The sequence below is a fragment of the Aquipseudomonas guryensis genome, from assembly GCF_014164785.1.
Taxonomy (GTDB): Bacteria; Pseudomonadota; Gammaproteobacteria; order Pseudomonadales; family Pseudomonadaceae; genus Aquipseudomonas; species Aquipseudomonas guryensis.
The window spans coordinates 828,974-852,155 of the sequence record NZ_JACJFN010000001.1 but is presented as its reverse complement, the minus strand read 5'-3'; the positions used below and the strand labels follow the sequence as shown (position 1 = coordinate 852,155).

The following is a 23,182-nucleotide window of genomic DNA, read 5'->3' as shown; positions in this document are numbered from 1 at the left end:
GGTTCGCCGGGCGTTTTTTTGTCCGCGCCAACGGCGGCGCGATGGCTCACGGTACAACGGAGTACTCGATGGAAAGCACAGCCCTGATTCCCCTGCAGTATGCGCTGGATACCTTCTATTTCCTGATCTGTGGTGCGCTGGTGATGTGGATGGCGGCAGGCTTCGCCATGCTCGAATCCGGCCTGGTGCGGGCGAAGAACACCACGGAAATCCTCACCAAGAACATCGTGCTCTACGCCCTGGCGTGCGTGATGTACCTGCTGTTCGGCTACTACCTGATGTACAGCGGCGACGCCGGTGGTGTGCTGCCCAATTTCGGTTTCCTGATCGGCGATGAGCATGCGGTTGAAACCGTCGCCGCCGGTGGCGAGGGCGCGCCCTACTACGCCAAGCGTGCCGACTTCTTCTTCCAGGTGGTGTTCGTCGCCACGGCCATGTCGATCGTCTCCGGTGCGGTGGCCGAGCGCATGAAGCTGTGGGCCTTCCTGGCTTTTGCCGTGGTCATGTGCGGCGTGATCTATCCGGTGGAAGGCTACTGGACTTGGGGCGGTGGTTTCCTCAAGGAAGCCGGCTTCAAGGACTTCGCCGGTTCCGGCATCGTTCACCTGGCGGGCGCCACCGCGGCCCTGGCCGGGGTGATTCTGCTCGGCGCGCGCAAGGGCAAGTACGGCAGCAATGGCCAGATCAACGCGATCCCCGGCGCCAACCTGCCGCTGGCGACCCTGGGCACTTTCATCCTGTGGTTCGGCTGGTTCGGCTTCAACGGCGGTTCGCAGCTGAAGATGAGTACCATCAGCGATGCCAACGCGGTGGCTTCGGTATTCGTCAACACCAACCTGGCCGCGGCCGGTGGCCTGCTGGCGGCACTGGTGGTGGCGCGCATCCTGTTCGGCAAGGCCGACCTGACCATGATCCTCAACGGTGCTCTTGCTGGTCTGGTGGCGATCACTGCCGAGCCGTCCACGCCGACCGGTGTGCAGGCGGCGCTGATCGGTGCAGTCGGCGGTGTGCTGGTGGTGTTCAGCATCCTGCTGCTGGATAAGCTGCGTATCGATGACCCGGTCGGCGCCATCTCGGTGCACGGTGTCAGTGGCATCTGGGGTGTGCTTGCCGTACCGCTGACCAACAGCGGCGCCAGTTTCGCCGCCCAGCTGCTGGGCGTGGCCTGCATCTTCGCCTGGGTGTTCGTTGCCAGCCTGCTGGCCTGGGGCCTGATCAAGCTGGTCATGGGCCTGCGCGTTAGCGAGGAAGACGAGTATGAAGGCGTCGACATCGTCGAGTGCGGCATGGAGTCCTACCCGGAGTTCACCCGCAAGTAAGCGCAAGCGTTGCATTGCAAGGGGCGCTACGGCGCCCTTTGTCTTTTCTGGCTTCTGCGCAGGGCGGGGCGCGGCGTCACTAAAGTTGCAATTAACTGTATTTGTTCTGCTGCGCCTAGGTGAAATACGCGCGGACAGGCCCTAAAATGCGCCCGCAACGGGATCTGCAGGTACGCCGACGATGTGGCTGCAACGAGTGATCACCCTGGGTGCCAGGGCACGCGGTTTCCACCTGGTGACGGATGAGCTTCTTGCCGGATTGCCTGAGCTGCGCACTTGTCGAGTTGGCCTGCTGCACCTGTGGCTGCAGCACACCTCGGCCTCGCTGACCGTCAACGAGAATGCCGATGGTGCGGTGCGACGTGACTTCGAGCGCTTCTTCAATCGTCTTGTGCCCCAGGGCGCAGACGGCTATGAACACGACTACGAAGGGCCGGACGATCTGCCGGCACATTTCAAGTCCAGTCTGCTGGGCTGTCAGCTAAGCCTGCCGATAACCTCGGGGGAGCTGGCGCTGGGTACCTGGCAAGGGATTTACCTCGGTGAACACCGGGATCGGGGTGGCGCCCGCCGTGTGCTTGCGACGCTCCAGGGTGAGCTCGCATGAGTCACGGGCAATGGCCCATGAATTTTTTCTGGCGGCGTTTGCAATGCACGCGGCTGGGCTATAACTAACCTGCTTTGCGTAAGTCATGAGGTAGAACATGAGCGACGAAGAACTGGAACAAGACGAACTCGAAGCTGGCGACGAGGACGAAGGCGAGGAGCTGGAAGCGGCCGACGACGATGTCGCGGACGATAGCGAAGACAGCGGCTCCGACGTCCCCAGCGCCAAACCTGGCAAGAAAGCCAAGGCGGCGGTGGATGTCGAAGAACTGCCGAGCATCGAAGCCAAGCAGAAGGAACGCGACGCCCTGGCCAAGGCCATGGAAGAGTTCCTCTCGCGTGGTGGCAAGGTGCAGGAAGTCGAGGCCAACGTCGTGGCCGATCCGCCCAAGAAGCCGGACAGCAAATACGGCAGCCGCCCCATCTGAGGCTGCTGTCGTGATGAAAAAGCCCGCCAATCGGCGGGCTTTTTCATGTCTGCCTGGCGGCGGGTTCGGTCACCAGTGCTGCTCGGCACATTCGCGCCACTACCAGCGTTCCAGCAGCGCCGGCAACTCGGCCAGGCTGGTGATTTGTGCATCCGGCAGCTCATCGCCTTGCCAGGCCTTGCCCTGCGGGTTGAACCAGATCGCACGCATGCCGGCGGCGCGTGCCCCGGCAATGTCGTCGCTGGGATGGTCGCCGATATGCACGGCCTGCGCAGCCGCCACCCCGGCGCGCTGCAGGGCGGTCTGGAACGGGTGCGGGTCGGGTTTGCCGATACCCAGTTCCTCGGCGCACAGGGCGAACTGGAAGTAGTCGGCCAGGCCCAGGCGGCGCACGTCGGCATTGCCATTGGTGATCACTCCCAGGCTGAAGCGCAGGGCCAGGCGCTCCAGGGTCGGGTGCACTTCGGGGAACAATTCGACCCGGTGGCGGGCGGCGAGAAACACCTGGAAGCCCTGTTCGGCCAGTTCGCGTGATTCGGCCTCGGCGTAACCGGCGTCCTCCAGGGCGTGGAACAGGATGCGTCGGCGCAGCTCGCTGAGGCGGTGCTTGAGCATCGGCTCGGCGCCCAGCAGGCGGCTGCGGATTGCCCACAGGTGCTCGATCGGCACCGGCCCCAGGCGTGGCGCCTGCACGGCCAGCCAGTCACGCAGGCTGGCCTCGGCACCGTGCATCACCGGCGCCACATCCCACAGGGTGTCATCGAGGTCGAAGGTGATCAGGCGCAGGCTCATTCATCGTTTCCCGTACTGCTGTTGGCGTTTGCAGACGCGCGGGCCGCGTCATGTTCGGTGCTGGCGCTACTGCGTTTGGCCCGCGGATGGGCCTGGTCATAGACCGCCGCCAGGTGCTGGAAATCCAGGTGGGTGTAGATCTGCGTGGTGCTGATATCGGCATGCCCGAGCAGTTCCTGCACCGCACGCAGATCCTGGGATGACTCCAGCATATGGCTGGCGAAGCTGTGGCGCAGCATGTGCGGGTGCAGGTTCTGCCCCAGCTCCCGCACCCCGGCCTGGCGCACGCGCAGCTGCACGGCGCGGGCGCCGAGGCGACGGCCCTGCTGGCTGACGAACACGGCACCGTCGGCCGGGTTGCTCAGCAGGCGCAACTCCAGCCAGGCCTGCAGCGCTTCGCGGGCCTTGCTGCCAACCGGCAGCTCGCGTGTCTTGTTGCCCTTGCCGACTACCCGCACCAGCCCGCCTGGCAGGTCGAGGCCGCTCAGGTCGAGGCCGACCAGCTCGGACAGGCGCAGGCCGGATGAATAGAAGAGCTCGAGCATGGCCTGGTCGCGGCGGGCGATGAAATCGTCCTCCACTGCGCCGTCCAGCAGCTGCACGGTGCGGTCGGCGTCGAGGGTGCGCGGTAGGCGTCGTTCGCCCTTGGGCGGGCTGAGGCCGGTAGCCGGATCATGCCGGCACAGGCCTTCGCGGTTGAGGTACTGATAGAGGCCGCGCACCGCCGAGAGCAGGCGGGCCAGCGAGCGACTGGACTGGCCCTGGGCGTGCAGACGGGCAATGAAACTGCGCAGGCTGCGGCCGTCGAGGTCGTTCCAGTGGGCGATGGTGTTTTTCTCGCAGAGGGCGAGGACTTTCAGCAGGTCACGCCGATAGCCGTCGAGGGTGTGCGGCGACACCTGGCGCTCGCGGCGCAGGTGTTCGAGATAGGCGTCGAGGTGATCCTGCATGGATGGCTCCAGGCGCGGGGATGCGGGTAGGAGCGAGCTCTGCTCGCGAAACGATCCGCAAAAGCTTCGCGAGCAGAGCTCGCTCCTACGGGAGTCAGCGTACCGAACGCAGCGGCGCGGCGAAGCGCGGTAGCACGCGGGCTAGGACTTCGGCGACGTAGCCGAGGAACAGGGTGCCGAGGCTGCTCTTGTAGTGCTGCGGGTCCGGGCTGCCGATGGCCAGCACGCCATGCAGGCCCTGGTGGCTGAGGCTGACCACGGCGGCCGAGCCGACCTGGGCGAACTCATCGGCACCGAAGAGAAATTCCAGTTCGTTGGGGCGCAGTACGCCGCAGGTGGTCTTGCCGCCGGCCAGCAGGCTACCGATGGCCTGGTGCGCCTCGGCGCTGGTCACCGCGCGGCCGACGCCCAGTGGCGTTTCGCTGAACAGGATGAGGCTGACGAAGGGCACCTGGAACTCGTGGCGCAGGCTGTCTTCGCTGGCGCTGATGACTTCTTCCAGGCTGCTGGCATCGAGCAGGGCGAGGATCAGGCGACGGGTCTTGTCGAACAGGCGGTCATTGTCGCGGGCCACGTCCATCAGTTGCGACAGGCGGTGACGCATCTCGATATTGCGCTCGCGCAGCAGTTTCACCTGACGCTCGACCAACGACACGGTGTCGCCGCGCTGGTGCGGAATGCGCAGCTCGGGAATCAGCTCGTCGTGGTCGATAAAGAACTCTGGATGCTGCCGCAGGTAGGCGGCGACTGCCTCCGCGTCGAGCTGAACGGGCTGATCCTGGCTGTCACTCATAGACGGACTTGTCCTTCGTACACGCGAACGGCGGGTCCGGTCATCATAACCGGCTGGCCCGGGCCTGCCCACTCGATGCACAGCTTGCCGCCGGGCAAATCCAGCTGCAGCGGTGAATCCATCCATCCCTGGCGAATCGCCGCCACGGCTGCGGCGCAGGCACCGGTGCCACAGGCCTGGGTCTCGCCGGCGCCGCGCTCCCACACACGCAGGCGCGCATGCTGGCGATCGAGCACCTGGAGGAAACCGACATTGACCCGCTGCGGGAAGCGCGGGTGATGTTCCAGCTTCGGCCCGAGGCTGTGCACCGGGGCGTTGTCTAGGTCAGCGACGCGCAGCACCGCATGCGGGTTGCCCATGGACACGGCGGCCAGCTCGACGCTCTGCCCGTCGACCTCGACCGCATAGCTCAGCGCCTCGGCCTCGGCCTGGAACGGGATGACCTTGGGGTCGAGGCGCGGCGGGCCCATGTCGACGGTGATCTGGCCATCGGGGCGCAGGTTCAGCTCGATGACGCCGCCCTTGGTCTCGACGCGGATCTGCTTCTTCACGGTCAGGCGCTTGTCGATGACGAAGCGGGCGAAGCAGCGTGCACCGTTGCCGCACTGCTCCACTTCCGAGCCATCGGCGTTGAAGATGCGGTAGCGGAAGTCGACATCCGGGTTGCTCGGCGCCTCAACCAGCAGCAGCTGGTCGAAGCCGACGCCGGTGTGGCGATCACCCCAGGCCTTGGCATGCTTGGGCTGGATATGCGCGTGCTGGCTGATCAGGTCGAGGACCATGAAGTCGTTGCCGAGGCCGTGCATCTTGGTAAAGCGCAGCAGCATGGTCGCTTACTCCGGCAGCAGGCTTTCGCCGGCGTAGAGTTCGGCCAGGGGTTCGCGGCGGCGCACTTCGAAGGCCTGCGCACCATCCACCAGCACCTCGGCGGCGCGGCCGCGGGTGTTGTAGTTGGAGCTCATGACGAAGCCATAGGCACCGGCCGAGCGCACGGCCAGCAGGTCGCCTTCGGCCAGGGCCAATTCGCGGTTCTTGGCCAGGAAGTCGCCGGTCTCGCAGATCGGTCCGACCAGGTCGTAGTTGCGCGTCGCGCCTTCACGCGGCTGCACCGGGGTAACGTCCATCCAGGCCTGGTACAGCGCCGGGCGGATCAGGTCGTTCATCGCCGCATCGACGATGGCGAAATCCTTGTGCTCGGTGTGCTTGAGGTATTCCACGCGGGTCAGCAGCACGCCGGCGTTGGCGACGATTGAGCGGCCCGGCTCGAATACCAAGGCCAGGTCGCGGCCCTTGATGCGCTCGCGCACGGCGGCGATGTAGTCACCGGCCAACGGTGGTTGCTCGTCGCGGTACTGCACACCGAGACCGCCGCCGAGGTCCAGATGCTTGATCCGGATGCCTTGCGCGGCGAGCAGGTCGATCAGCGCCAGCAGGCGCTCCAGGGCATCGAGGAAGGGCGGCAGGCTGGTCAGCTGCGAACCGATGTGGCAGTCGACCCCAACTACTTCCAGGTTCGGCAGCGCGGCGGCGCGAGCGTAGACAGCCGGCGCCTGCTCGATGTCGATGCCGAACTTGTTTTCCTTGAGGCCGGTGGAGATGTACGGGTGGGTGCCGGCATCCACGTCCGGGTTGACTCGCAGCGAGATGGCCGCGGTCTTGCCCAGCTCGGCGGCAACCAATTGCAGGCGCTCAAGCTCGTCCACCGATTCGACGTTGAAGCAGTGCACGCCGACTTCGAGGGCGCGGCGCATGTCGTCGCGGCTCTTGCCGACGCCGGAGAAGACGATCTTGGCCGGTTCGCCACCGGCGGCCAGCACGCGCTCCAGCTCACCGCGGGAGACGATGTCGAAGCCGGCGCCGAGGCGCGCCAGCACGTTCAGCACGCCGAGGTTGGAGTTGGCCTTGACGGCGAAACAGACCAGATGCGGCATACCCGCCAGGGCATCGGCATAGGCACGGTATTGCGCCTCGATGTGGGCGCGCGAGTAGACGTAGGTCGGCGTGCCGAAGCGCTCGGCGATGGCGGACAGGGCCACGCCCTCCGCGAACAGTTGCCCGTCGCGGTTGGTAAAGGCTTGCATGGAACCCCCTTAGAGGAAAACGTCTTTGTCGCGATCTTGCGTGGTTTTCTCATCATCCGGGTGGTAAAGCGGGCCTTTCTGGCCGCAGCCGGCGAGGGCAGCAGTAACGACGACGAGCGCGATGAAGGGCAGCAGCAGGCGCTTCATGGTGAATTCCTTTGCGAAATCGAGATTGCTCGGGAGTATACCGGCCCCCCGACAGCTTGCCTATGCGCTGGAATTCCCGCCCGGCGGGCTCTGTAAACCCCAGTCAATGGCGCGTTTGGCTTGCCTGCCTGGGCAGGTTTGCGGCTAGCATGGCGAATAAAAAACGGAGTCCCGATGGAAAGCCCAGCCTCTCTCGCCAGCTCGGTCTCGGTCGCCTACCTGCAAGGCCTGCTCGATTACCTGGAACGCCAGGGCTTCGCCAGTGCCGATCTGCTGGCCAAGGTGCAGCTGAGCCCGAGCCTGCTCGGCCAGCGTGATCAACGCGTGGCAGCCAGCGCCTACCTGGAGCTGCTCGCCGAAGGCGTGCGCCTGACCGGCGACCAGCAGCTTGGCCTGCACCTCGGCGAAGCGATCCGCCCCGGCTACTACGGCGTGCTTGGCTACCTGATCATGAGTTGCGCGACCCTCTCCGATGCCCTGCACCGGCAGGCGCGCTATGCCAGCCTGGTCGGCAACCTCGGCCGCGTCGAGCTGGACGAGGAGCCGCCGCGCCCGGGCCTGGAGCCGCAGGTGGTGCACAGCTGGCACCCGTCACTGCCGCAGCATCAGAGGCTGCACGCCGAGGAGACGCTGGCCGGCTGGGTGACCTTCGGCCACTGGATCAGCGGTCTGACGGTGCCACCCACCGAAGTGCGCTTCCAGTACCCGGCGCCGGCCGATACCTCCGAGTACCAGCGCATCTTCCGCTGCCCGGTGCTGTTCGAGCAGGCCGACAATGCCCTGGTGTTCCCCAAGCGCCTGCTAGCCACGCCACTGGGCCAGGCCGATGCACAATTACGTCAGCTACTCGACGCGCATGCCGATCGCCTGCTCGGCCAGCTCAAGCAAGGCCATAGCGTGCTCGACCGGGCGCGCCACGAGCTGGCCCTGCAATTGCCGGAGCAGGGCGCCGATCTGGAGTTGCTGGCGCAGACCCTGCAGCTCAGTCCGCGTACTTTGCAGCGGCGTTTGCGCGAGGCCGGGTTATCCTTTAGCCAGTTGCTCGACGAGACGCGCGAGCAACTGGTACTGCATTATCTGCGCGACCCGGCGTTGGAACTGGCGGAAATCGCCTTCCTCGTCGGTTTCAGCGAGGCCGGTTCCCTGGCCCGTGCCTTCCGCCGCTGGACCGGGCAGAGCCCCGGCGCCTACCGGCAGAACCTGGCCGACCCCGCATCCCTTCCCTGAGGTAGTTGTAATGAGTTTGAGCGAAGCCCGTTTCCATGATCTGGTCGATGCCGTGCAAGAGGCCGTGGAAGATATTTTCGACGACAGCGACATGGACATCGATCTGGAAAACTCCGCCGGCGTGCTGACCGTGCGTTTCGAGAACGGTACTCAGCTGATCCTCAGCCGCCAGGAACCGATCCGCCAGCTGTGGGTGGCGGCGCGTTCCGGTGGTTTCCACTTCGACTACGACGAAGAGCAGAGCCTGTGGATCTGCGATACCAGCGAAGAGCCGCTGGGCGAGTTACTGGCGCGGGTGACCCTGGAGCAGTCCGGTGAGCAGCTCGAATTCGAAGAGCTCTGATTTACAGAGCGCCGATCCGGCCCGCGTAGAAGCGGTCGAGTCGCCCTGCCGTCGCCAGTGCTGCCTGGATGATCACGATGAGTGCCTGGGCTGTGGTCGCACCCTGGCCGAGATCCTCGAATGGGGCAAGGCAGATGGCGCGCGGCGCCGGCAAATCTGCCAGGCCGCACAACAAAGACTGCGCCCGCCACTGCGTGGATGACCATGCAGTCGCTTTTGTCGGTAGGCTTGTGCTAGGTTGAATTCTGACTTGTCGATCAAAACCCCGCCTTCGGGCGGGGTTTTGTCATTTCTAGCATCAAGGAGATTCAACGCAGCCATGAGCAGCACCCCAGCCATCACCATCACCCGTCTCGATCTGCAACGTCTGGAGCGCCTGCTCGACACGCTGGAGGACTTCGGCCCGGCCGCGGCTGCCCTGGAAACAGAGCTGGCGCGGGCCCAGGTGGTGGGCCATGCGGAAGTGCCGGCGGGGGTGGTGACGATGAACTCGCGGGTGCATTGCCGCGAGGAGAGCAGCGGCAAGGATTACCACCTGACTCTGGTCTATCCGCAGGATGCCGGAGCCGAAGGCACGGTATCGATCCTCGCGCCGGTGGGCTGTGCACTGCTCGGCCTGTCGGTCGGCCAGCACATCGACTGGCCGGCACCTGGCGGCAAGCTGCTCAAGCTGACCCTGCTGGCGGTGGAATATCAGCCGGAAGCGGCGGGCGAATACAGCCGCTGAGTCAGGCGGCCTGGCAATCCAGGCCACTCAGGTCGAAGGTGCTGGCAAGCGCCTCGCGCCGCTTGTCCGGCGGGTTTCCGGGCAGGCGCTTGAGCTGCTCGTCGAGTTCCAGGTTGCGCGCCAGGGTCTGGTTGCATTCGATGGTGCGGGCGATGCCGCCCCCCACCACCTTGCCATTGCCCGCCAGGGCCGGGGCGTTGCTGAGGGTGAGGAAGACTGCCAGCAGCAGCGCCTGTTGGGCGGAAATCTGCATGATCTCAGTGACCGCTGCGCAGGCTGGACAGCAAGCTGTGGGCTATCTCCGGCAGTGCCGCCTGGTCATTACCGTGGCTGCCGGGCAGCTCACGCAACAGGCCGGCGCCCAGGCTCAGCAGCACGCAGAAGACGATGCCGAACAGCCCCAGGCCGGCCAGGTTGCCGCTGTCGTGGTGTTGCGGGGTTGGTCTGGCCATGTCGAGTCTCCTGCGCCGTATGGGTGGGTGGCGCTAGAGTCGCTCAAGGTTGTTCGATTGAATAATGCAGGTTTGGCGTAGTAACTATCAGTTGAATTGATCGTTAGCTGTCCGGCGTGGAACGATCCCGGCATTTGTCAGTCAGTGGACTAGAGTGACAAAGCCACACGCCGGCAAGGAGGCCCCGTATGTCCAGCCTGCCCCTGTATTTCCCCCGTGAGTTTTCCCTCGACCGTGCCCTGCTGTGCGCGCGCCTGGTCGATCAGGCCTACGGGCAATATCGTCAGTGGCTGGCTCAGCGTCAGCCGCATCGCCCCGAGGATTTCCACTGGACCCCGCCGGACATGCCGGGCTGGCGCTTTTCCGCGCCGGTGTGGAGCATTCTCAGCGAGCTGCATTTTCTCAACGAGTCCGAGCCGTTCGGCTTCGCCGCCGCCAATGACCAGGGTGAAACCTATCTGGTGCTGCGTGGCACCGAGTCCGTAAACGACTGGCTGGATGACCTGGATGCCGACCAGCGTGCCTGGCCCTGGAGCGATGGCGCCGGTCCGGTACACCATGGCTTCCTCAAACTCTATGCCTCGCTGCGCGACCTGGCCCTGGCGGCCCTCGACAGCTTGCAGCCGCGCGGGCCGATCTGGGTCTGCGGGCACAGCCTGGGCTGTGCGCTGAGCAGCATGGCAGTGCTCGACCTGCACGAGCGCTGGCCTGATCAGCCCTTGCAGCATTACAACTTCGCCAGTCCGCGTCTGGCCTCGCCGCAGTTCGCTGCATGCTACAACGGCCTGGGCATCCCGACCTACCGGATGGTCAATGACAGCGACCTGGTGCCGGAGATACCGCCGGCGGTAACCGGCGACTTCTTCTACCAGCACCTGGGCCTGGCGGTGAGCTTTACCGCCAGCTATGCCAGCGTGGCAGCCAATCACAGCCTGGAAGGCAGCTATCTGTATGCCCTGCAGCACCCGCAGGCGCCGATGAGCAGCTGAGAACCTGTTTAGGATCTCTTGATCGTCGGCCATGCTGCGTTGCAATTGGGCTCGGCAAGCCGCTTGCGGCTAACGCGCTTGAGCGCGGCCCGAAGGGCGAGCGAAGCGAGTACTGCTCATTTACACCTCGTAAACTCCGCGTCCTCGCCCAATTGCGCCTTGCCTGGCTCTAGCTCAAAAGATCCTAAACAGGTTCTGCGAGTTTCAGTCGCCGCCCCCGCCTCCGCAGCCACCCCCGCAACCACCGCCATCGCCGCCTCCGTCGCTGCCGCTTGCGGATGAGCCGCTGTCGCCGCCGCAACCGCTGGCACAACCCGAGCCGCAGCCGATATGGCTGGCACAGTAGGCATCGCCGCAGCGATAACTGCCGGGATTGGCGCCGCAGTCCAGGCGATAGTGGAAGCCATCGGCGATCCCCAGCTGGGCGTCCAGGGCGAACAGCAGCGGCAGGCGCGCGGGTGCCCGTGGGTCGAGGTTCTCGCGCAGGCAGGCCAGGCGCCAGGCACGGCGGATACCTTCGCTGGCGCTGCGCTGACTGGGCATCGCATCGTTCGGTACATGGTGCAGGAAACGGCCCAGGCCCTTGCGGCAGAAGGCCCGGTACTGGCGGGTGTAGAGGATGAATTCGTGCCAGGCCAGATCCACCGCCTGCGAGGGCATGGCGACCATCTGCCGGTTGGCCAGGCGACACAGTTGGAAGTATTCGCGCAGGCCGCGCAGCACCTCGCCGGTCTGGGTCGGCGTGAGGTGCGGGTAACGCTCCTGCAGCTTGCTACGCAGGCGCTCGGGAAAGGCGAAACCGGCGATGAACGCATCACGTCGCTGGCGGCGCAGTTTGCGCCAGAACCAGTAGCCGCTGCCGAGGGCGGCGGCGCCGAACAGTGTGGTGGTAAGGGTCATCGCGGCATCCTTGTCCGGTTTTGAGCGGATTATCAGGCGTTTTGCAGGGCGTTGTTCAGCGCCGTTTCCAGTTCGCTCTTGTAGCGCAGGTAGTGAATGGTCTGCGCCTGGCCGTCACCGAGAATGCGCGACAGATCCAGGTCGGTGATGTAGCAGGGGTAGCGCTCGCTGGTGCGGCGCTGGGCGAGGATGTGCCGGGCCACCGCGGCGAACAGGTCGGCGCCATATTCCAGCTCGGAAAACTCGCGATGGTTGCAGTACAGGGTGACGTGCACGTGGGCCTGGTCGGCTGGCTCGACGATCGCCTGCACGTCATAGAACGGGTGGCTCACCGGCGCCTCTGGCGGCGTGCGCCGTTCAAGATGGCGGGCGCGTTGTGGCGGCGCGGGTAGCACTTCGTAATACAGCACTTCCAGCGCTGCCGCGGGCAGTGGATTGTCCAGTGGCAGCAGGGCGTTGCGCCTATACAGTACCGACTGCAGGAAGCGCTGCAGCGGGGTGAGCAGGCTTTGCTCATCGCGATACGGCAGGCGCTGGCGCCACAGCGCGTTGTGCTCGTCGAGCACGCTGAGTTCGGCCTGCGCACCGTCCAGGCGATAGAACACCTGGATGCATTCGGGTCGGCCAAGCGGCAGGATCAACGCCAGGTCTTCGCCTTCCAGGGCGAAACGATCGACCTGCAGCGGGCTGTACTCCGCATGTTCCTCGCCGAGGTGCTCGATCAGCGCCGGTAGATCGGCCAGGGTACTGTGGCTGACCTGGCCCGGATGCAGCTCGAGGACGTGATAGTGCTGCTGCACTTGCAGCAGGTAACGGCTATGGCGATGGCTGCCGAGGCTGGCCAGAACATCGCGGAACAGTTCCTCGACGCGTTGGGCGATGGCGGCGGCGCGGTTGCGACAGAAGCAGCGGACCTGCAGGCGCGGGCGGCGGCCGTCGGCCGGCAGACTGTTGCTGTAGTCGCGCAGGCAGTCGAGCAGGGCATTCGGGCCGTCGTAGCGACTGACCAGCAGTTCGTTCCAGCTGTTCAGGCTGACCTGGTCGAGGGTCACCACCAGGTTTTCGCGTACCCCCGAATAGCCCAGCGAGTCGGTGCGGCCGGTGGTCATGTGCACGTTGAGCTGGCTGTGTGCCTTCAGCGGGTCGAGGCCAACATTCACCAGCAGCAGCACCTCGGCCGGTTCGGCGCCGTGCAGCAGGGCTTCTTCCGCCACCGGCGGCATGGGCAGCGGCAGGGTCTGTTGCAGGCTGCTGAGCAGGTTGGACAACTCGAATTCGCTCAGGTCGCTGCTGCCGGGGTGCAGCGACAGGCGCGTGCTGCTGTCGATCACGCCGTTGCGGTGACACCAAGCGAGCAGTTCGATCAGCTCGCGGGCTCGCTTCAGCGGGGCGAAGTCCGGCCATTCCTGGCCGTTCAGGCTGCCGTTGTACAGCGCCCACTGGGTTTCTCCACCGGCCTCGGCGTTGGTGCTGTGGACCAGGGTCAGGGTGTCTTCGGCCAGATCCGGGGCGATCCCCGGGTTGATGAATTCGATCTTCCCGGCCTTGCGCTCGAACGCCGCATACAGACGCCGGCCGAGCACGCCGAGATCCCGGCTGTTGAGCTGGCTGCCGGTCTGCTCGCTGCGGGCGAACTGGGAGAGAAAGCGATAGCTGTAGGTCAGCTCGTTGACCAGCGCGCGGCGCTCGGCGCTGACCTGGCGCACCTTCCACTGGCTGCGGCTGTCGAGCATTGCCAGCTCGCGCTGGCTCCAGTGCCACTCGCTGGTCAGGCGCTCGAACAGCAGGCGCTGCCAGCTCTTGGCACGGTTTCGCGGCGGGCTGCTGAGCTTCTTGTTGACCTTGAGGTACAGGCAGCGACGGATCAGCTCCAGGCGCTCCAGCTCACCGCGCCCGGTGAGGTATTCCTCCAGGCGGCGGTAGACCACGATGTAGGGGTCCAGCTCGTCGAGATCGAGGCGGTTGGCGAACACCGCCTGCTTGTAGCGCAGGCTCAGGCACTCCACCCGCGGGTGTTCGCTGGCGTAGACCTCGGTGAGCAACAGCTTGAGCACCGACTTGTAGGGTGACTCGATGCCCTTGAACAGCTGCCACATGCCAGCGCCGATGAACTCGCCCGGCGGAATGCGCGCCAGGTGGCCGAGGTCGAGCACCTCTTCGGCGCGGATGAAGCGCTTGCTCAGCAGGGCGTGGGTGTAGGCGGCGTAGTTGGCCTCTTCGTAGACCGGCACCAGCCACCACAGTGGCGTGCGCCCGCCGAGCCAGATCGCCGTGCGGTAGAACTCGTCGAGCAGCAGATAGTGCTGGGTGGTGCCGCAGTCGTCGGAGGTCAACTGGGCGTCCTCGCGGTCGCCGGCGGTGAAGCGCGCCGGGTCGACCAGGAAGAAATGCGCCTCGGCACCCTGGGTAGCGGCCCAGGCTTCGAGCAGGTCGCACTTTTTGCGCAGCTCGTGCAGGGCTTTGCCGTCCAGACTCGGTGCGTGGCAGACCCACAGGTCCATGTCGCTCTGTTCGGCCTGGGCCACGGTGCCCAGGCTGCCCATCAGGAACAGGCCATGGATCGGCAGCGGCGGATTACCGCGGCGTGGCTTGTAGGTGAAGGAGCGGGTCAGGCGGGTGGCTTCGGCAAGCAGCTCGTCACTCGGCTCGAAGCCGCACAACCCGGCCGGGGCGGTGCCGGAAACATAGCCGGGGAGCAGTGGGTGATTCACATGCAGCAGCAGCGGCAACAGCTTGAGCACCAGTTGCTGGCGTGTCGACAGCGCTTGCATGGCCCGCGCCAGGCGTCCGCTGTTGACCTTGAGAAAGCGCGCGCGCAGTTGCGCCAGCACCTTGCGGTCGATGCCGTCGTTGATGTCCGGGCGGATTTCCTGGGTGCGCGTCATGTACTGCTCGAGCCGGGGATTACGGCAAGCCTACCAGTCGTCGCGACGACGTGGCAGGGTCCTTGTCGTTGTATCGGCAGGCCCTTGGCTGCGCTGTAGGGCAAGCAGAACCCTGGCGCTGCGGGCTTGGCTGACCCGCAGCGTGAGCCGGATCAGGCGTGTTGCGGGGTGAGGATGGTCAGCAGGGCCTGGGCGTGTTCGGCGGCATCCAGGCCGAGGCTGGTCAGGTAGCCACCGTCTGCCTGGGTGACCAGGCCTTTCTCGTGCAGGCGGGTGATGGCTGCCTGGGCTTTGTTGGCGGCGTTGTTATGCACCTTGATGCCTTCCTGCACGTTGTCCAGGTTGTACAGGGCGAGGATTTCCATCTCGGCGATCAGTTCGGGGGTGTAGGCCATAAGGACTCCGGGTTCTTGTTATGGGGCTAGGGTCTGTTGACGTTTCGGCGCGCCCGCGACCAGTTTTCAGTGTAGCGGGCGCGGCTCAGTCTGCCGCCTGTTGATGCTGCCATTGGGCAAGTATCTGCTGGTAGCGGCCGTTGCTTCTGATGGTGCGCATGCCCTGGTCAAAGCGCTGCTGCAGGGCTTCGGCCTGCGGGTGGTAGCGGGAAAAACTCAGGTAGAGCTTGGCCTGCTGCAGAGTAGCTACCGGTCTGAACGCGTCGCGCAGCTCCGGCTCCTCGCGAAACAGTGCCTGTGCGGTGCCACGGTAGGCGGCGGTGAACTCGACCCGGCCGTGCTGCAGCATGCGAAAACCATTGCGATCACGGCGCACCGGCACTCGCAGCAGTTCGTGGTTATTGTCGAAGGCGCTGCCGTACTCGTAACCGATGGTCACCGCGACCTTGCGTCCGGCCAGCTGCTTGAGGTCGGTGATGGGTGCCGCCTGGCTGCTATTGGCCCAGAGCAGGATGTCATCGCTGAACAGCGCTTCTTCGGGCAGGCGGAACTCGGAGGCGATGCGGGCATCCGGCGCGGTATTGAAGCAGGCGGCGAGCTGCCCGATACGGGTCAGCTCCATGCAGCGCGAATAAGGATAGGGCTGCAATTCGATGCGGGTGTTGCTGGCGGCGAAGGCGGCACGCACGATGTCGACCGACATGCCCTGCACCTGGCCGTCGCGCAGGGCGGTGTAGGGATACCAGTCGTCTTCGGCACCAATGCGCATTATCTCGTCTGCCACGCCCAAGCCCTGCATGCATAAGCAGCACAGGGCCATTAGCAGGCACTGGCGAAGGCGATAAGTGGAGCAATCCAACACAGGTATGCATCCCGGCCAGAGTATGACTTCACCTTAGCAGTCTGGGGGCGGGGTGAAACAGACGGAGCTCAACACAGTCCCTGAGCTTTTATGCTCGTGTTCAGTCCTCGTTTGGCAATTCGGGCAGGGCGCGCAGGGCCTGTTCGTACCAGGCCATGTCGAAGGCGCGGTCGTCACGCAACATTGCGCCGATCTCGTGGGCCAGCACCAGGGCCATGAGCTGGAGGATTTCCTCGCGCTCGTAGCCGACCAAGGTCAGCTTGTTCAGGGTGGCCTTGGCGGCGGGTGGGCTGTCCGCTTCGAGCTGGTTCTCGATGGCCTGGATCAGGGTTTCTTCGGCGAAGGCTTCTTCTTCGCTGTCGTCATGCTCGCTCATGGGCGGCTCCTCGGTATCAGGCGCGCAGTGTGCCATGTCTGGGGTATTCAACGCTCCGTTACGGCTGCTGCGCCAGCCTGCCGGACTAAGGCTGGTTTGCTTGCGTCGATCAGGGGCAGGGTTTGCCGACACCCTTCAAGTCGAGCTTGAAGAACTGCAGGCGATAGCCGGCAGCCTTGGCCTGGCTGCACAGCTTGCTGTTGTAGGGTCGGTAGTCGGCAATGAACACCGGCTTGCCCTGGCTGCGTAGCAAGCTGTAGCCAGCACATTCGTTGTACTGGTAGCAGCTCTCGTTGACGGCGAAGTCGAAGTGGCTGGCTAGTTGCGGCAGTAGGTCGACGGCATTCTTCAGGCCGACGCTGAGGTTGCGCTTGTGCGCTTCCTTGGCCAGCCAGCGGTTGAAGTCGATCTGCTGGGCCTTGGTCAACTTGAGGCCATTGGTGTTGCTGTAGCCGTCCACGTTATCCGGGTCGACGCCATGGCAGCCCTTGTTGCGTGCCAGGTCCAGGCGCTTGGCCAGCAGCGCACGCACGTCGCTGCGACGAAAGTCCAGCCAGCGCTCGCCGGGCCAGTCAGGCAGCGGCTTGCCCAGGGCGGCCTTGGGGTAGAGCTTGGCGTCGCTGCGCCAGTCCTCCCAGGTGCCGGCGCTGAAATAGCAGATGACGATGCGCCCCTGGGCCTTGAGATTGCCAATGGTCTGCTTGGGCGTGTCGTACAGGTCGATATCGTAGACGTGCCGGTTGGGTGTTTGCAGCGCGCCATTGAGCTGCAGGTGCCAGCTGCTGCTGGCGGGGATGGGCAGCGGCGTGGCCCAGGTTGGGTTGCCGAGCAGCAGCAAGGCGAGCGTGGCGAGCAGGCGCATGTTGAGTCTCCAAGTTAGCCGGCGGCGAAGTCCAGCAGCGCCTGGCCAGTCAGACGGTAGCTGATCCAGTCAATCTTGGGTCGGGCGCCGAAGGCTTCGTAGAACTCCATGGCCGGGGTGTTCCAGTCCAGCACCGCCCACTCCATGCGCCCGCAGCCCTTGGCCACGGCCAGCTGGGCCAGATGCCGCAGCAGGGCCTTGCCAGCACCGTGCTTGCGGTACTCGGGGGCGACGTAGAGGTCTTCCAAGTAAATGCCGTGCTTGCCCAGCCAGGTCGAGTAGCTGAAGAAGTACACGGCGAAGCCGACGGGCACACCATCCAGCTCGCAGATCAGGCCGTGGGTGGTGCTGTCGGCGCCAAACAGGCTATCGCGGATACCGGCCACATCGGTCTTCACCTCGTGCTCGGCCTTCTCGTAGATGGCCAGGTCGGTGATGAACCGCAGGATCAGCGCGGCGTCGTCAATGGTGGCGGGGCGAATATGCAGGCTCATGCGAATGCTCTCGAAGTGTTCAACCGTAGAGAAAGACCAGGGTGGCCAGCGGCATGCCGACCAGGCAGAGGAAGCCGAAGGCAGCAATCCAGCTGCTGCGCGAGTTGATGGGGTCGGACACGCGTAGCGGCAGGCGTGGATAGCGGCCCAGAGTCAGCAGGCGCAGTGCCAGCCAGCCCGCGCTATAGAAGAGGTAGCTGAAGATCAGCTCCAAGACGGCCTCGCCCAGGAAAAGCAGGCCGCGTAACAACAGTTCGAACATGGGAAGTCCCTTTCCCTTGTCTGGCGATCAGCGTGTCGCCAGCAGCTCCTTGCCCCGCGCCACAGCGGCGCGCACCTGGTTTGGTGCGGTGCCACCGATATGGTCGCGGGCGTTGACCGAGCCTTCCAGGGTCAGCACGGCGAACACGTCGTCGCCGATCTGTTCGCTGAACTGGCGCAGCTCGTCCAGGCTCATCTCGGCTAGGTCCTTGCCGCTGTCGACGCCGTACTTCACCGCGTGGCCGACGATTTCGTGGCAGTCGCGGAACGGCAGGCCCTTGCGCACCAGGTAGTCAGCCAGGTCGGTGGCGGTGGAGAAGCCGCGGCGGGCCGCTTCGCGCATGACTTCGCGCTTGGGCTTGATGGCCGGAACCATGTCGGCGAAGGCACGCAGCGAGTCGCGCAGGGTGTCGGCGGCGTCGAACAGCGGTTCCTTGTCTTCCTGGTTGTCCTTGTTGTAGGCCAGTGGCTGGCCTTTCATCAGGGTCAGCAGGCCGGTCAGGGCGCCGAACACGCGGCCGGTCTTGCCGCGTACCAGTTCCGGTACGTCCGGGTTCTTCTTCTGCGGCATGATCGAGGAGCCGGTGCAGAAGCGATCGGGCAGGTCGATGAATTGGAACTGCGCCGAGGTCCACAGCACCAGTTCTTCGGAGAAGCGCGACAGGTGCATCATCGCCAGCGAGGCGGCGGCGCAGAATTCGATGGCGAAATCGCGATCGGACACGCCATCCAGCGAGTTGCCGCCAACGGCGTCGAAACCCAGCAGTTCTGCAGTGATCTCGCGGGCAATTGGGTAGGTGGTGCCGGCCAGGGCCGCCGAGCCCAGCGGCATGCGATTGACCCGTTTGCGGCAGTCGACCAGGCGCTCGTAGTCACGGCTGAGCATCTCGAACCAGGCCAGCAGGTGGTGGCCGAAGGTGACCGGTTGGGCAGTCTGCAGATGGGTGAAGCCGGGCATGATGGTGTCGGCTTCGGCTTCCGCCAGACCGAGCAGGCCCTGCTGCAGGCGGGTGATTTCGGCGAGGATCAGGTCGATCTCGTCACGCAGCCACAGGCGGATGTCGGTGGCCACCTGGTCATTGCGGCTACGACCGGTGTGCAGCTTCTTGCCGGTGACGCCGATGCGGTCGGTCAGGCGCGCCTCGATGTTCATGTGCACGTCTTCCAGATCGATGCGCCAGTCGAACTGGCCGGCTTCGATTTCCGCCTGGATCTGCTTGAGCCCGGCCTCGATGCTGTCGCGCTCTGCGTCGGTCAGCACGCCGACCTTGGCCAGCATGGTCGCGTGGGCGATCGAGCCCATGATGTCGTGGCGATACAGGCGTTTGTCGAACTCGACGGAGGCGGTGAAACGGGCAACAAAAGCGTCGACCGGCTCGCTGAAGCGGCCGCCCCAGGACTGGTTGGTTTTCTCGGTGCTCATGGCAGAACTCGCGGGAAAGGCAGGCGCGGTGCCTGCGAAAAGGAAAAAGTGTGCCGATAATAACAGCCTTGCCGGGAAAACCGAGGCTCTAGGCTCTTGTTGAGAAAATGTCGCCGCGCTCACAGTTCTGCGCTCGCGGCGACACTTGGGTGCCTTATTTCGCCCATCCGCAGCGCTCTGGCTTGCCGCCCGAGGGGCGCACAAGGAAACTGCCGGGATGCAAATCAAATGGTTCAACCAAGGGCGCAGTCTCGGCCCTGACGACGACTTCTTCCTGCCGGAGCTGTGCCTGCCCGAGGCGCTGCTGAGCATGGTTCTGCTCGCCGAGCTGCTGGTGCTGGTGCTGGTGCTGTCCGAGCCGATGCAGCCGGGCTTCAACTGGGTGCGCCTGGCGCTGACCTCGCTGTTTGTGCAGTGGATCGTGCTGCTCTCGGCTGCCTTGCTGTGTCGCCTGCGTCCGTTGCTGGCGCGCCTGCGCGCGGCGCTGGCCGGGACGTTGTGCTGCACCATCGTGGTCGGTCTGGCCTTGGCTTGCACCGGCGTGGCGGATTACTTCGAGCTGGGCGGGCCGTTGCCGCGCAGTGGCGAGGTCAACCTATACCTGCGCCATGGCCTGATCAGCCTGATCATGTCGGCGCTGTTGTTGCGCTACTTTTATCTGCAGAGCCAGTGGCGTCGGCAGCAGCAGGCGGAGCTGCGCGCGCGGATCGAGGCCTTGCAGGCGCGTATCCGCCCGCACTTCCTGTTCAACAGCCTGAACAGCATCGCCAGCCTGGTGGTGATCGACCCGTACAAGGCCGAACAGGCGGTACTCGATCTGTCCGACCTGTTCCGCGCCAGTCTGGCCAAGCCCGGCACGCTGGTGCCCTGGCACGATGAACTGGAGCTGGCGCGAAGATATTTGTCGATCGAGCAATATCGGCTCGGCGACAGGCTACAGTTGGATTGGCAGGTGGACGCAGTACCGGATGATTTGCCGATCCCGCAACTGACCTTGCAACCGCTGCTGGAAAATGCCCTGATCTATGGCATCCAGCCGCGCATCGAAGGAGGGCTGGTGCGGGTGGAGGCGCAGTATGAAGACGGGGTGTTCCAGCTCTGTGTGAGCAACCCCTATGAGGAAGGTGTCGAGCAGCAGCCATCGCGCGGCACCCATCAGGCGTTGGTGAATATAGATGCGCGCTTGGCGGCACTTTTCGGGCCGCGCGCAAGTCTCAGCGTGGATCGCCGTGACGGGCGCCACTTCACCTGTCTACGCTATCCATGTGAGAGACTCACGCAGGAAGCCAGAGCAATATGAATGTGCTGATCGTCGATGACGAACCCCTTGCCCGCGAGCGCCTGAGCCGATTGGTTGGCGACCTCGAGGGTTGTCGTGTCCTCGAACCCGCGGCAAGCAATGGCGAAGAGGCCTTGGCCCTGATCGACAGCCTGAAGCCCGACGTGGTGCTGCTGGATATCCGCATGCCCGGCCTCGATGGTCTGCAGGTGGCGGCCAAGCTGTGCGAGCGCGAGGCGCCGCCGGCGGTGATCTTCTGCACCGCCCATGACGAATTCGCTCTCGAGGCCTTCCAGGTCAGTGCCGTTGGCTATCTGGTCAAACCGGTGCGCCCTGAGGCCCTGGCCGAGGCGCTGAAGAAGGCCGAGCGGCCCAATCGGGTGCAGCTCGCCGCGCTGACCCGCCCGGCTGGCGCCAACGGTGCCGGCCCGCGCAGCCACATCAGTGCGCGCACGCGCAAAGGCATCGAGCTGATCCCGCTGGAACATGTGATCTTCTTCATCGCCGATCACAAGTACGTGACCTTGCGCCACGAAGGTGGCGAGGTACTGCTGGATGAGCCGCTGAAGGCGCTGGAAGACGAATTCGGCGAGCGCTTCGTGCGTATCCACCGTAATGCCCTGGTTTCGCGCGAGCGTATCGAGCGCTTGCAGCGTACGCCGCTGGGGCACTTCCAGCTGTACCTCAAGGGCCTGGGTGGCGATGCCCTGACCGTCAGCCGACGGCATGTGGCTGGGGTGCGCAAGTTGATGAACAACCTCTAACCGGCTGTGGCCGCACGGATTGTTGCTGACCGCGGCAATCCGGCGCCGACCTCGGCCGAGCCAGCCTGTTATCATTCCCGGCAGTTCAGCTTCCGGAAGTGATCATGTCCCGCGAAATCCGTATTGCCACTCGCAAGAGTGCCCTGGCCCTGTGGCAGGCCGAACACGTCAAGGCGCGCCTGGAACAGGCCCACCCTGGCCTCAAGGTCAGCCTGGTGCCGATGGTCAGCCGTGGCGACAAGCTGCTCGATGCGCCGTTGGCGAAGATCGGCGGCAAAGGCCTGTTCGTCAAGGAACTGGAAACCGCCCTGCTGGAGAACGAAGCCGACATCGCCGTGCATTCGATGAAGGATGTGCCGATGGATTTTCCCACCGGCCTCGGCCTGTTCTGTATTTGCGAACGGGAAGACCCGCGCGACGCCTTCGTCTCCAACACCTACGCCAATTTCGCTGAGCTGCCAGCCGGTAGCGTGGTCGGCACTTCCAGCCTGCGCCGTCAGGCCCAGCTGCTGGCGCGCCGGCCCGACCTGAAAATCCAGTTCCTGCGTGGCAACGTCAACACCCGCCTGGCCAAGCTGGATGCCGGCGAGTACGACGCCATCATCCTCGCCGCCGCCGGACTGATTCGCCTCGGTTTCGAGAGCCGCATCCGTGCTTCGATCAGCGCCGAGGACAGCCTGCCGGCTGGCGGCCAGGGCGCGGTGGGGATCGAGTGCCGCACCGCCGATAGCGAGATCCACGCCCTGCTGGCGCCGCTGCACCATGCCGATACCGCCGACCGGGTGAATGCCGAGCGGGCGCTGAACAAGCACCTCAATGGCGGCTGCCAGGTGCCAATCGCCTGCTATGCCCTGCTCGAGGGTGAGCAGCTGTGGTTGCGCGGCCTGGTCGGCCAGCCGGATGGCGGTCTGCTGTTGCGTGCCGAGGCTCGTGCGCCTCGCGCGGCTGCCGAGCAGCTGGGCGTGCAGGTGGCTGAGCAACTGCTGGCGCAGGGCGCGGCGCAAATCCTCAAGGCTGTCTATGGCGAGGCCGCTGTCGAGTGACGGGCTGGCGCCTGCTGCTGACCCGTCCTGCTGCCGAGAGCGCAGCCCTGGCCGCGACTCTGGCCGAGGCTGGGGTCTACAGCTGCAGCCTGCCGTTACTGGATATCCAGGCGCTGGCGGAAACCAGCGAGCAGCGCATGACTATCGATGAGCTGGGGCGCTACAGTGCATTGATCGTGGTCAGCAAGCCGGCTGCGCGGCTGGGACTGCAACTGATCGAGCGCTACTGGCCAAAGCCGCCAGTCAATCAGCACTGGTTCAGTGTCGGCGCAGCCACTGCGCAGATCCTCGACGCGTACCTCGATCCCCATGGCCAGCGGGCTATCTGCCCGGCTACTGGTGACGACAGCGAAGCCCTGTTGGCGCTACCTGAGTTGCAGCAGGCACTGGCTACGCCGGAGCCGCGGGTGCTGATCCTGCGCGGCGAGGGCGGGCGTGAACTGCTCGCCGAGACCCTGCGCGAACGTGGTGTGACGGTCGATTATCTGGAACTCTATCGCCGCGTGCTGCCGGATTATCCGCCTGGTTGCCTGTTGCAGCGCGTGCGTGGGGAACGTCTCAACGCCCTGTTGGTCAGCAGTGCTCAGGGCCTCGAACATCTGCAGCACCTGGCCGGGGCTGACTGGCCCGAGCTGGCTCGGCTACCCTTGTTGGTGCCCAGCCCACGGGTCGCCGAGCTGGCCCGTGCCGCCGGGGCCCTGCACCCAATCGATTGTCGCGGCGCCAATGCTGCGGCTGTTCTGGCGGCCTTGCGTGCAAGCGCGCCACCCCTCTGATGCAAAGG

General features: G+C 65.0%; 29 protein-coding genes. 12 read left to right on the top strand and 17 right to left on the bottom strand.

The features are described 5' to 3' along the window. The first annotated feature begins 68 nt into the window (after positions 1–68). From H3H45_RS03895 to sutA, 3 genes are all read left to right on the top strand, one after another. Entirely contained in the window at positions 69–1,319 is a 1,251-nt protein-coding gene (locus tag H3H45_RS03895; RefSeq protein WP_182832420.1) for an ammonium transporter, read from the top strand. 181 nt (positions 1,320–1,500) lie between these two features. Then, on the top strand, positions 1,501–1,926 hold the full coding sequence (locus tag H3H45_RS03890; RefSeq protein WP_182832419.1) for a secondary thiamine-phosphate synthase enzyme YjbQ: 426 nt from the start codon (positions 1,501–1,503) through the stop codon (positions 1,924–1,926). A gap of 97 nt (positions 1,927–2,023) precedes the next feature. Further along, on the top strand, positions 2,024–2,353 hold the full coding sequence (gene sutA / locus H3H45_RS03885; protein ID WP_182832418.1) for a transcriptional regulator SutA: 330 nt from the start codon (positions 2,024–2,026) through the stop codon (positions 2,351–2,353). A 99-nt stretch (positions 2,354–2,452) separates the two neighbouring features. Here sutA and H3H45_RS03880 read toward each other — a convergent pair whose 3' ends face one another. From H3H45_RS03880 to lptM, 6 genes are all read right to left on the bottom strand, one after another. Next, entirely contained in the window at positions 2,453–3,145 is a 693-nt protein-coding gene (locus H3H45_RS03880; protein ID WP_182832417.1) for an HAD family hydrolase, read from the bottom strand. Beyond that, the gene (gene xerC, locus H3H45_RS03875) at positions 3,142–4,095 is read right to left on the bottom strand and encodes a tyrosine recombinase XerC (RefSeq protein ID WP_182832416.1); all 954 of its coding nucleotides are present in this window, start codon (positions 4,093–4,095) and stop codon (positions 3,142–3,144) included. Before xerC ends, H3H45_RS03880 begins: the two co-directional genes overlap by 4 nt. A gap of 94 nt (positions 4,096–4,189) precedes the next feature. Continuing rightward, positions 4,190–4,888 carry a DUF484 family protein gene (locus tag H3H45_RS03870; protein ID WP_182832415.1) on the bottom strand — a complete coding sequence of 233 codons (699 nt, stop codon included), beginning with the start codon at positions 4,886–4,888 and terminating at the stop codon, positions 4,190–4,192. After that, positions 4,885–5,715, bottom strand: coding sequence for a diaminopimelate epimerase (gene dapF, locus H3H45_RS03865; protein WP_182832414.1), 831 nt, complete (start codon positions 5,713–5,715; stop codon positions 4,885–4,887). Before dapF ends, H3H45_RS03870 begins: the two co-directional genes overlap by 4 nt. Before the next feature lie 6 nt (positions 5,716–5,721). Then, complete coding sequence (gene lysA, locus H3H45_RS03860; RefSeq protein WP_182832413.1) at positions 5,722–6,969, bottom strand: diaminopimelate decarboxylase; 1,248 nt, start codon at positions 6,967–6,969, stop codon at positions 5,722–5,724. A gap of 9 nt (positions 6,970–6,978) precedes the next feature. After that, positions 6,979–7,116, bottom strand: a complete 138-nt coding sequence (lptM, locus tag H3H45_RS03855) for an LPS translocon maturation chaperone LptM (protein ID WP_068825142.1) — start codon at positions 7,114–7,116, stop codon at positions 6,979–6,981. Positions 7,117–7,290: 174 nt separating this feature from the next. Between lptM and H3H45_RS03850 the strand changes: the two genes are divergently transcribed. The 4 genes from H3H45_RS03850 (at position 7,291) to rnk (ending at position 9,413) form a co-directional block, all read left to right on the top strand. Next, positions 7,291–8,343, top strand: a complete 1,053-nt coding sequence (locus H3H45_RS03850; protein ID WP_182832412.1) for an AraC family transcriptional regulator — start codon at positions 7,291–7,293, stop codon at positions 8,341–8,343. 10 nt (positions 8,344–8,353) lie between these two features. Then, entirely contained in the window at positions 8,354–8,686 is a 333-nt protein-coding gene (gene cyaY, locus H3H45_RS03845) for an iron donor protein CyaY (RefSeq protein ID WP_173211179.1), read from the top strand. Next, positions 8,658–8,888, top strand: a complete 231-nt coding sequence (locus tag H3H45_RS20000; RefSeq protein WP_182832411.1) for a DUF1289 domain-containing protein — start codon at positions 8,658–8,660, stop codon at positions 8,886–8,888. The genes cyaY and H3H45_RS20000 overlap by 29 nt, the downstream gene beginning before the upstream one ends. A 117-nt stretch (positions 8,889–9,005) precedes the next feature. After that, the gene (gene rnk, locus H3H45_RS03835) at positions 9,006–9,413 is read left to right on the top strand and encodes a nucleoside diphosphate kinase regulator (RefSeq protein WP_182832410.1); all 408 of its coding nucleotides are present in this window, start codon (positions 9,006–9,008) and stop codon (positions 9,411–9,413) included. Position 9,414: 1 nt separating this feature from the next. On the opposite strand, the gene H3H45_RS03830 is transcribed toward rnk, so the two are convergent. Both H3H45_RS03830 and H3H45_RS03825 read right to left on the bottom strand, forming a co-directional pair. Further along, on the bottom strand, positions 9,415–9,666 hold the full coding sequence (locus H3H45_RS03830) for a hypothetical protein (RefSeq protein ID WP_182832409.1): 252 nt from the start codon (positions 9,664–9,666) through the stop codon (positions 9,415–9,417). 4 nt (positions 9,667–9,670) lie between these two features. Further along, positions 9,671–9,865, bottom strand: a complete 195-nt coding sequence (locus H3H45_RS03825) for a hypothetical protein (protein WP_182832408.1) — start codon at positions 9,863–9,865, stop codon at positions 9,671–9,673. 188 nt (positions 9,866–10,053) lie between these two features. On the opposite strand from H3H45_RS03825, the gene H3H45_RS03820 reads away from it, so the two are divergent. Continuing rightward, positions 10,054–10,854 (top strand): lipase family protein, encoded by an 801-nt coding sequence (locus H3H45_RS03820; RefSeq protein WP_182832407.1) that lies wholly within the window; start codon positions 10,054–10,056, stop codon positions 10,852–10,854. A 204-nt stretch (positions 10,855–11,058) separates the two neighbouring features. Here H3H45_RS03820 and H3H45_RS03815 read toward each other — a convergent pair whose 3' ends face one another. The 9 genes from H3H45_RS03815 to argH form a co-directional block, all read right to left on the bottom strand. Next, positions 11,059–11,754 (bottom strand): glycine-rich domain-containing protein, encoded by a 696-nt coding sequence (locus H3H45_RS03815; RefSeq protein ID WP_182832406.1) that lies wholly within the window; start codon positions 11,752–11,754, stop codon positions 11,059–11,061. A gap of 32 nt (positions 11,755–11,786) precedes the next feature. Then, positions 11,787–14,639 (bottom strand): class I adenylate cyclase, encoded by a 2,853-nt coding sequence (locus H3H45_RS03810; protein ID WP_182832405.1) that lies wholly within the window; start codon positions 14,637–14,639, stop codon positions 11,787–11,789. Positions 14,640–14,791: 152 nt separating this feature from the next. Beyond that, positions 14,792–15,034, bottom strand: coding sequence for a TIGR02647 family protein (locus tag H3H45_RS03805; RefSeq protein WP_182832404.1), 243 nt, complete (start codon positions 15,032–15,034; stop codon positions 14,792–14,794). 85 nt (positions 15,035–15,119) lie between these two features. Then, positions 15,120–15,818, bottom strand: coding sequence for a substrate-binding periplasmic protein (locus H3H45_RS03800; protein ID WP_328822248.1), 699 nt, complete (start codon positions 15,816–15,818; stop codon positions 15,120–15,122). Positions 15,819–15,996: 178 nt separating this feature from the next. Continuing rightward, positions 15,997–16,272, bottom strand: coding sequence for a hypothetical protein (locus H3H45_RS03795; protein ID WP_182832402.1), 276 nt, complete (start codon positions 16,270–16,272; stop codon positions 15,997–15,999). Between the two features lie 109 nt (positions 16,273–16,381). Next, positions 16,382–17,134 carry an endo alpha-1,4 polygalactosaminidase gene (locus H3H45_RS03790; protein WP_182832401.1) on the bottom strand — a complete coding sequence of 251 codons (753 nt, stop codon included), beginning with the start codon at positions 17,132–17,134 and terminating at the stop codon, positions 16,382–16,384. A 14-nt stretch (positions 17,135–17,148) separates the two neighbouring features. Continuing rightward, on the bottom strand, positions 17,149–17,628 hold the full coding sequence (locus H3H45_RS03785; protein ID WP_182832400.1) for a GNAT family N-acetyltransferase: 480 nt from the start codon (positions 17,626–17,628) through the stop codon (positions 17,149–17,151). A 19-nt stretch (positions 17,629–17,647) separates the two neighbouring features. Continuing rightward, positions 17,648–17,890 (bottom strand): hypothetical protein, encoded by a 243-nt coding sequence (locus H3H45_RS03780; RefSeq protein WP_182832399.1) that lies wholly within the window; start codon positions 17,888–17,890, stop codon positions 17,648–17,650. Positions 17,891–17,917: 27 nt separating this feature from the next. Next, positions 17,918–19,312 (bottom strand): argininosuccinate lyase, encoded by a 1,395-nt coding sequence (gene argH, locus H3H45_RS03775; protein ID WP_182832398.1) that lies wholly within the window; start codon positions 19,310–19,312, stop codon positions 17,918–17,920. 217 nt (positions 19,313–19,529) lie between these two features. Here argH and H3H45_RS03770 point away from each other — a divergent pair, with 217 nt between their 5' ends. From H3H45_RS03770 to H3H45_RS03755, 4 genes are all read left to right on the top strand, one after another. Then, the gene (locus H3H45_RS03770; protein ID WP_182832397.1) at positions 19,530–20,612 is read left to right on the top strand and encodes a sensor histidine kinase; all 1,083 of its coding nucleotides are present in this window, start codon (positions 19,530–19,532) and stop codon (positions 20,610–20,612) included. Further along, positions 20,609–21,355: a LytR/AlgR family response regulator transcription factor gene (locus tag H3H45_RS03765; RefSeq protein ID WP_182832396.1), complete on the top strand. Its 747-nt coding sequence runs from the start codon at positions 20,609–20,611 to the stop codon at positions 21,353–21,355. Before H3H45_RS03770 ends, H3H45_RS03765 begins: the two co-directional genes overlap by 4 nt. A 101-nt stretch (positions 21,356–21,456) precedes the next feature. Then, positions 21,457–22,398, top strand: a complete 942-nt coding sequence (hemC, locus tag H3H45_RS03760; RefSeq protein ID WP_182833125.1) for a hydroxymethylbilane synthase — start codon at positions 21,457–21,459, stop codon at positions 22,396–22,398. Further along, on the top strand, positions 22,395–23,174 hold the full coding sequence (locus H3H45_RS03755; protein ID WP_182832395.1) for a uroporphyrinogen-III synthase: 780 nt from the start codon (positions 22,395–22,397) through the stop codon (positions 23,172–23,174). Before hemC ends, H3H45_RS03755 begins: the two co-directional genes overlap by 4 nt. The last annotated feature ends 8 nt before the right edge of the window (positions 23,175–23,182 follow it).

Coding starts and splice junctions, on each gene's coding strand:
- H3H45_RS03785 (WP_182832400.1), bottom strand. CDS start 17,628: ATGAGCCTGCATATTCGCCCCGCCACCATTGACGACGCCGCGCTGATC.
- H3H45_RS03805 (WP_182832404.1), bottom strand. CDS start 15,034: ATGGCCTACACCCCCGAACTGATCGCCGAGATGGAAATCCTCGCCCTG.
- H3H45_RS03895 (WP_182832420.1), top strand. CDS start 69: ATGGAAAGCACAGCCCTGATTCCCCTGCAGTATGCGCTGGATACCTTC.
- H3H45_RS03795 (WP_182832402.1), bottom strand. CDS start 16,272: ATGAGCGAGCATGACGACAGCGAAGAAGAAGCCTTCGCCGAAGAAACC.
- xerC (WP_182832416.1), bottom strand. CDS start 4,095: ATGCAGGATCACCTCGACGCCTATCTCGAACACCTGCGCCGCGAGCGC.
- H3H45_RS03820 (WP_182832407.1), top strand. CDS start 10,054: ATGTCCAGCCTGCCCCTGTATTTCCCCCGTGAGTTTTCCCTCGACCGT.
- dapF (WP_182832414.1), bottom strand. CDS start 5,715: ATGCTGCTGCGCTTTACCAAGATGCACGGCCTCGGCAACGACTTCATG.
- H3H45_RS03870 (WP_182832415.1), bottom strand. CDS start 4,888: ATGAGTGACAGCCAGGATCAGCCCGTTCAGCTCGACGCGGAGGCAGTC.
- H3H45_RS03815 (WP_182832406.1), bottom strand. CDS start 11,754: ATGACCCTTACCACCACACTGTTCGGCGCCGCCGCCCTCGGCAGCGGC.
- H3H45_RS03770 (WP_182832397.1), top strand. CDS start 19,530: ATGCAAATCAAATGGTTCAACCAAGGGCGCAGTCTCGGCCCTGACGAC.
- H3H45_RS03890 (WP_182832419.1), top strand. CDS start 1,501: ATGTGGCTGCAACGAGTGATCACCCTGGGTGCCAGGGCACGCGGTTTC.
- H3H45_RS03810 (WP_182832405.1), bottom strand. CDS start 14,639: ATGACGCGCACCCAGGAAATCCGCCCGGACATCAACGACGGCATCGAC.
- H3H45_RS03825 (WP_182832408.1), bottom strand. CDS start 9,865: ATGGCCAGACCAACCCCGCAACACCACGACAGCGGCAACCTGGCCGGC.
- H3H45_RS03880 (WP_182832417.1), bottom strand. CDS start 3,145: ATGAGCCTGCGCCTGATCACCTTCGACCTCGATGACACCCTGTGGGAT.
- H3H45_RS03780 (WP_182832399.1), bottom strand. CDS start 17,890: ATGTTCGAACTGTTGTTACGCGGCCTGCTTTTCCTGGGCGAGGCCGTC.
- argH (WP_182832398.1), bottom strand. CDS start 19,312: ATGAGCACCGAGAAAACCAACCAGTCCTGGGGCGGCCGCTTCAGCGAG.
- sutA (WP_182832418.1), top strand. CDS start 2,024: ATGAGCGACGAAGAACTGGAACAAGACGAACTCGAAGCTGGCGACGAG.
- H3H45_RS03790 (WP_182832401.1), bottom strand. CDS start 17,134: ATGCGCCTGCTCGCCACGCTCGCCTTGCTGCTGCTCGGCAACCCAACC.
- H3H45_RS03765 (WP_182832396.1), top strand. CDS start 20,609: ATGAATGTGCTGATCGTCGATGACGAACCCCTTGCCCGCGAGCGCCTG.
- lysA (WP_182832413.1), bottom strand. CDS start 6,969: ATGCAAGCCTTTACCAACCGCGACGGGCAACTGTTCGCGGAGGGCGTG.
- lptM (WP_068825142.1), bottom strand. CDS start 7,116: ATGAAGCGCCTGCTGCTGCCCTTCATCGCGCTCGTCGTCGTTACTGCT.
- rnk (WP_182832410.1), top strand. CDS start 9,006: ATGAGCAGCACCCCAGCCATCACCATCACCCGTCTCGATCTGCAACGT.
- cyaY (WP_173211179.1), top strand. CDS start 8,354: ATGAGTTTGAGCGAAGCCCGTTTCCATGATCTGGTCGATGCCGTGCAA.
- H3H45_RS03830 (WP_182832409.1), bottom strand. CDS start 9,666: ATGCAGATTTCCGCCCAACAGGCGCTGCTGCTGGCAGTCTTCCTCACC.
- H3H45_RS03850 (WP_182832412.1), top strand. CDS start 7,291: ATGGAAAGCCCAGCCTCTCTCGCCAGCTCGGTCTCGGTCGCCTACCTG.